Below are 5,982 nucleotides of genomic sequence, written 5' to 3'. Positions count from 1 at the left end.
GCCGTTGTGCCGGCCTTTTTGTGTGGCCGCGACGGCTTACGTAGCGCAATCCCTGGCAGAGAAGCTGGCGCCGACGTCCCTCAAGCTCGCCTACCGTGAATCTGTGGCCGAATAATGCACAGGGGCCGCTATGCCCTCTGACTGACAGCTCCCTTCGGTGGCTTCATTTCCGGCGTCTTCATTCCGGGACGGATTTTGGCCTCAGCGTGCTGCTGCGAGACGTTCGCCCAGATAGATAGCCAGAGCCTCGGCGCCGCGTTCGCTCGCGCTGCGTCCCGGCTGGTAATCCATTGTATAGGCAAAGAGCCTGTCTTGCTCAGCCAAATGGCTGGCGGCGCTTTCCTGCCATAGCGGAACGCGCGTCGCGAGTTCGGCCGAGCCGTACGACACTTCGCCATTGCGCCAGAATTCATACCGTTCTGCCGGCCCCGTCGCAGGCCGGCCGAGCGGATCAAGAAAGTAGCAGGCGCCGCGATGCAGCAAGAATTCATATACCTGACTGCTGACGTCGCCAATATAGGCGTCGGCAGCCATGGTGTAGCTCATGTCGAACAGGTTTGGGCTGTCGAGATCGATTATGATATTGGATGCGCTGCGATAACGCTCATCGATTTCCGGCCGCACCTTCAGCGTGCGATATTCCAGAGAATAGTGGATTTTCTTTCGGAACAGCATGACGTGCGGGGCAACGATCAGGTTGAACCGGTCCTGATTGCGATAGAAATAGTCCAGCACCGAATTGCCCATGCTGTACCAGGATGACAAATGCGGGTCGAAGTGGGGATTATAGAGAAAGACCGGCAGGTCATTCGCAAAGAAACGCTTGCGCAGGGCCGGATCGATCGTGTCGAATTTCGGATAGCCGATAACGCGGCATTTTTCGGCGCTGGTGATGCCGTGACGCACCATTTCGTCGACCAGCTTGGGTCCGCTCAGCAGCAGCAGATCGAAATGCGCGAGATCCGGGTGATAGGCGACGTTGCGGTCGCCTGATCCATGCGGAACATAAGCAAAAAGCGGGCCGCGTTCGCCAAGGCGGTGCTTGATCCGCAGGCAGGTGCGCTCGGTCGATACGAGCAGATCGACACTGGCGAACAGGTCCAGATTATAATGCAGCCGGGCAAGCCGCATCATCGGGGCGACGCTGTTGAGCGGTTCCAGCCAGCGGGCGGCCGACCTGGGAACTTGCAGTTGCACCCATTCGATATTGGCGTGCGCCGTCGCCGGGATGATCGAGGCGACGGTCCGTTGGATGGCCTGTGTGCCGCACGCGACTACGACCTGAATCGAAGGCGCATTCTGAGCCAGATGGCCTGCAATCCCGGCGATATGGGCAGCCTGATGGGCCGCGTCATGATTGAACAGGAACAGAATGCGTTTCGTCATGAAGCGGGTTTAACCTTGCGCAGAATGAGGTAGCAGGCCCCCAGGATCAGGCCCAGGCTGATCGCTTCGGTCAGCGCCCTCGCCCAAGCCGCGCCAATGGCGCCGAAACCGTTCAGCAGGACGAACAACATCGCCAGCAACACCGCGGTCCCGATCAATCGGATGGCGATCAGCGTTTTGGAACGCCCGGCCGCCATTAGCAGGGATTCGCTGGTCACGCTGACAATCTGCATCGCTGCGGCAAGGCCCAGCACCAGCAGGAAGGGGTATGCACCGAGAAACTGCGGGCCTGACATCAGCAAAAGCAGCGGTTTGCCGAGAAATATGATCACCGGCAGCAGCACGGCCGCCGTCCCCAGGGAAATCAGCACGATCCTGATAAACAGGGGTTTGATTTTTTGCAGCCCGTCCTTGGCGTGAAGGTGGGCCATTTCGGTGTAGCTGGCCAGATTGATGAACCCGGCGATTACCGACAGGGTTTGCGTCAGTTGATGCGCCAGACGGTAAAGCCCGGCTTCGGCCGTGCCCGCGAAAAAGCCGATCAGCAGGACGGGCAATTGCTGTCCCGCAGCATAAGCGGTTTCGCCGATGTTGGTCGCGACCAACAGCGATGGCAGCCCATCATTTTCGCGCCACGCCCGATACCAGCGGCGGCCTTGTGGACGTCCGAATTGGTGGCGAAATTTCCGCCGCGCCACGACCCAGAATACCAGGGTGCTTGCCAGTTCCCCGGCCGCCCATGTCCAGAGGAACGTCGAAACCGACGGATGGATCAGCACGGCCAGCAGTGATCCCGCGAATTTGACCGTTGGCACCACGGACTCGGCCATGAAGGACAGCTTGAATTCGCACTGCAGCCTCAACATGCCGCGCGGGACATTGCGGATGGAGAGCAATATGACCACCGCATAGCCGAATGTCTGCCACGCAAGATCGCCCGTCATGCCCAGTGCGTCGCTGCCCAGCCAGAGGATCAACGCCACGACAAGGATCCCGAGCGATGCGGTCAGCAGGTCGATTATTGTGCAAAAGCGGATCAGGCAGGCAAGGGCATCGAAATCCTTGCTCTGGATATGCTCATGCCCATATTTGACCAGCACCTGCCAGACATTGAATCCGAGCACCAATTGCAGGGTCATCGTGGTGCTGAGGATCAGCGAGAAGGCGCCATATTGGGCCGGACCCAGCGATCGCGTGATAATCGCCAGATAAACGAGGCTGAGGACCGCGCCATATCCCTTGCCGGTGGCGATCCACTTCAGGTGCTTAAGAATGCGGGCAAAGGGTTTTTTGTCGGCGTTCTTTGCCATGCCGCTTCTCTCTCAACAGGCGAAGCAGCAGCGCGCGCCGAGGCTGGGTTGGGGTTCCATCAAAAGACCCCATATCCATTTCCGGGCGCTTGTACACCCCAATTGGCGGGCGCGGAAATCCAGCGTTCCTGACGCGGCGAGAGCGAGGCCCTCTGAGACTGGCCGGCCTCCATCGAGTCGCCGGGGTTGGCTGATGGTCGATCCTGCCCACTCAGCGAGTGGCGGATAAGATTCACGCCTCTTGCCAATGACTTCTTCGAGGGGGGCGATTGGGGCTTGCGGGCTGCGGATTTGCGTTGGACTGCGGATTTGAATTGCGGTGACAGGGGATCTATCAGCACCTCTTGCGCGCGCGGATTTTGGACGAAGGTAGTGGTTTTGCAGCAGGCTGAGTGTTCATCGCGCGCGCGTGAAAAACGTGACATTCACGTTGCCCAATCGTCGGACAAGTGGCTTAGCATCCTCATTCCGGTATATAACGTATTACCTTATCTCCGCGAATGCGTTGTCCCCATTATCAATCAGATTGATGGGGATGGTGTTGAGATTATCTTGCTTGACGATGCTTCGACTGATGGCTCGTTCCAGCTCTGCGAAGAGATTTGCAGGGAGTATGATGGGCGCATCGGGCTTTTGCGTCACCCCGAGAACCGTGGCCTCAGCGCCGCGCGCAACACGATGGTGGAAGCCGCGACAGGTGAATATGTATGGTTTGTCGATTCAGACGATGAAATATTCCCGGGCGCGATAAAGAGCCTACGTGGCATTCTTGACAACTGTTCACCCGACATTGTGATGTGTGACTATCGCAAGATGGGCAAAGATTATGCGTCATTTTCCGGTAAATCCGGAGTTTTTCAGGATGATCGCGAGATATTGGTGCGGGGCATCTTCGAAAGCCGTCGCATGCATACCTGGTCAAAGATATCGCGTCGTGAATTATGGTCGGATGATTTGAGATTTCCTATTGGAAGGTGCTTTGAGGATGCTGCAACCACACCCTGGTTGTTTCTGAAGGCGAGCAGCTTTTACTATGCTGCGGAGCCTTGGGTTGTTTACAGAGTTCGATCTGACAGCATTACGGGAATTGTCTCGAGAACCCGCGGAAAATTTGATGACAAGAAAAATGACGATCTTGCCTTCGCTTTGATGGGATTCTCAAAGTCATTGACCAATAAAATTTCAAATATAGATGATGATACGCTTTATGCAGTGTCAAATTTCTGCGGGAAAGAGTTTACTAAAATTTCCTACCGCCTCTTGAGTGCCAGACTGTTTCGTGACGATTGGAATATCATTTCCAGCAAGATCGCCCGATATCGCGATATGATGGATGATTGCTCTCCCATGACATTTTCATGCCTGACTCGGGAGCATTTGCGGCGGCGGAACGTCGGTCGATGGGTGATCCTGAAGCTGTGCCTTTTCGCTGCGGCTTCGCGCACGTTAAGAGGCCGTTCGGAAAATCGGACTTGAGGGATTTCGCCAGCCTTCGATTGATGGCACGGCGAAGCCTTATCCGTGTGATTTGACCGGTGAGGAATGGGCGCGGATCGCGCCTTTGAGGCATTGTCAGAGGAAATTGGCAGGCGAGACAGGGGGCTGGTATTGGTGGCTGATGAGCCTGCGACCCAATCCTTTCCGTTACTTCAATTCGTCACCTGAGGTGATCCGCCTGGTGGTGATGATGTATGTGCGGTTTCCGCTGTCGCTGCGGAATGTCGAGGACTTGCTGTTCGAGCGTGGGATCGACATCTGCCATGAGACGGTGCGGTTCTGGTGGAATCGGTTCGGTCCGATGTTCGCCGGTGAAATCCGGCGCCAACGAGTGAACCGTATGCGGGGTTTTCGGCACTGGCGCTGGCATCTCGACGAGATGTACGTGAAGCTCAACGGCGAGATGGTTTATCTTTGGCGGGCGGTCGACCATGAAGGTGAAATCCTGGAGAGCTACGTTACCAGGAAACGTGACAAATCCGCGGCTTTGCGCTTCATGAAGAAGGCGTTGAAGCGCCATGGTTCACCCGAGCGGATCACCACCGACGGCCTGAAATCCTACCCGGCGGCGATGCGTGAGTTGGGCAATCTGGGTCGCCGGGAGATGGGACTGCACCTCAACAATCGGGCCGAGAATACGCACCTGCCGTTCCGACGAAGAGAACGCGCGATGCAGCGATTTCGGCGGATGAGTTCGTTACAGAAATTCGCTTCAGTTCATGCTTCCGTCCACAACCACTTCGCCCTTGAGCGCCATCTCGTTGATCGACAAACCTATCGCGAACGCCGCTCGGCCGCCTTGGCCGCCTTGGCCGAGTGGAGATCGTCATGGGGTGAAGACTGGCGCGGCCGGGCCGAAATGCGCCCGGTGGAGAGCGGTTCGCATAAGACTGACAGCACCTCCCCAGTAGGCTGGGAACATATCGCCTTTTCCGGCGACTTCCTCTGGGATAATGCTGCCGCATCCGCTGGCCGGAAGGCCCTGAACCTGCCGCAAGATATCCGCGTCGCGTAAGCGTTCACCAATTGTTCGCCCTTAGCGTTGTCTGGCGTACTTTCCACGCTATGCCCTCAGCTTCGTCCAGGACGCGCAGGCAAAGATCGGCGCGATGCAGCTCCCCCCCGGCATGTATACGGGCTGGGGCGGCACGTTCGAGAGCCTGCAATCGGCACGACTGCGCTTGGCCCTCGTGGTGCCGATCTGCTTCCTGGCGATTTACGGGCTGCTCTACATGGCCCTGGGTGACTTGGTGCCGGCCGCGATCGTGTTTTCGGCCGTGCCGATGGCGCTGGCGGGTGGGGTGTTCGCGCTGCTGCTTCGCGGCATCCCGTTCTCGATCACCGCAGCGGTCGGGTTCATCGCACTCTCGGGCGTGGCCGTCCTCAACGGGCTCGTGATGATGGGCGCGATCCGAAAACACCGGGAGGATGGCGAGGACGAGGACACGGCGATCATCGACGGGGCGATGGAGCGCGTGCGGCCGGTGCTGATGACGGCATTGGTGGGGTCGGTTCCGGCTGAGGGCGAAATGACACCCTAAGCGAAACGGCAAGAAGGGGTGGGGAGCGGACATCGCGCCCCCGCCTTGCGTCATCCTGAACTTGTTTCAGGATCCATCGGGCGATTGGTGCCGGAGCGTGGTGGCTCGTGCCGCCATCTCGGTTGGCCCAGTCGGCCCCAAGCTGCGATTTTGGCCAAGTCGGAGAACGTTTTGGGAACGTGGCATTCGGTATTGACGATGGAAATCATAGAAGAGGACAGTTCGCTCCATCATAGGGAGTGGGTTGA

The 5,982-nt window shown here is 57.9% G+C and carries 3 protein-coding genes and 2 pseudogenes; 3 read left to right on the top strand and 2 right to left on the bottom strand.

The annotated features are described in order from the left end of the window. Positions 1 to 201: 201 nt before the first annotated feature. Both F4U94_RS23700 and F4U94_RS23695 read right to left on the bottom strand, forming a co-directional pair. On the bottom strand, positions 202 to 1,386 hold the full coding sequence (locus F4U94_RS23700) for a hypothetical protein (RefSeq protein WP_129927641.1): 1,185 nt from the start codon (positions 1,384 to 1,386) through the stop codon (positions 202 to 204). Then, entirely contained in the window at positions 1,383 to 2,696 is a 1,314-nt protein-coding gene (locus F4U94_RS23695) for a lipopolysaccharide biosynthesis protein (protein ID WP_150412341.1), read from the bottom strand. The genes F4U94_RS23700 and F4U94_RS23695 overlap by 4 nt, the downstream gene beginning before the upstream one ends. A 372-nt stretch (positions 2,697 to 3,068) precedes the next feature. On the opposite strand from F4U94_RS23695, the gene F4U94_RS23690 reads away from it, so the two are divergent. The 3 genes and pseudogenes from F4U94_RS23690 to F4U94_RS23680 all read left to right on the top strand — a co-directional run. Continuing rightward, the gene (locus F4U94_RS23690; protein ID WP_207212453.1) at positions 3,069 to 4,172 is read left to right on the top strand and encodes a glycosyltransferase family 2 protein; all 1,104 of its coding nucleotides are present in this window, start codon (positions 3,069 to 3,071) and stop codon (positions 4,170 to 4,172) included. Positions 4,173 to 4,314: 142 nt separating this feature from the next. Further along, positions 4,315 to 5,019, top strand: a pseudogene (locus F4U94_RS23685) (IS6 family transposase); the annotation flags it as partial. Between the two features lie 235 nt (positions 5,020 to 5,254). Further along, positions 5,255 to 5,707: pseudogene (locus tag F4U94_RS23680) on the top strand (efflux RND transporter permease subunit); the annotation flags it as partial. Positions 5,708 to 5,982: the final 275 nt, after the last annotated feature.

The organism is Sphingobium limneticum, from assembly GCF_008710155.1.
In the GTDB taxonomy this organism is placed as follows: domain Bacteria; phylum Pseudomonadota; class Alphaproteobacteria; order Sphingomonadales; family Sphingomonadaceae; genus Sphingobium; species Sphingobium limneticum.
The sequence above is the reverse complement of the archived record's forward strand: the minus strand, read 5'-3'. Positions and strand labels throughout refer to the sequence as shown.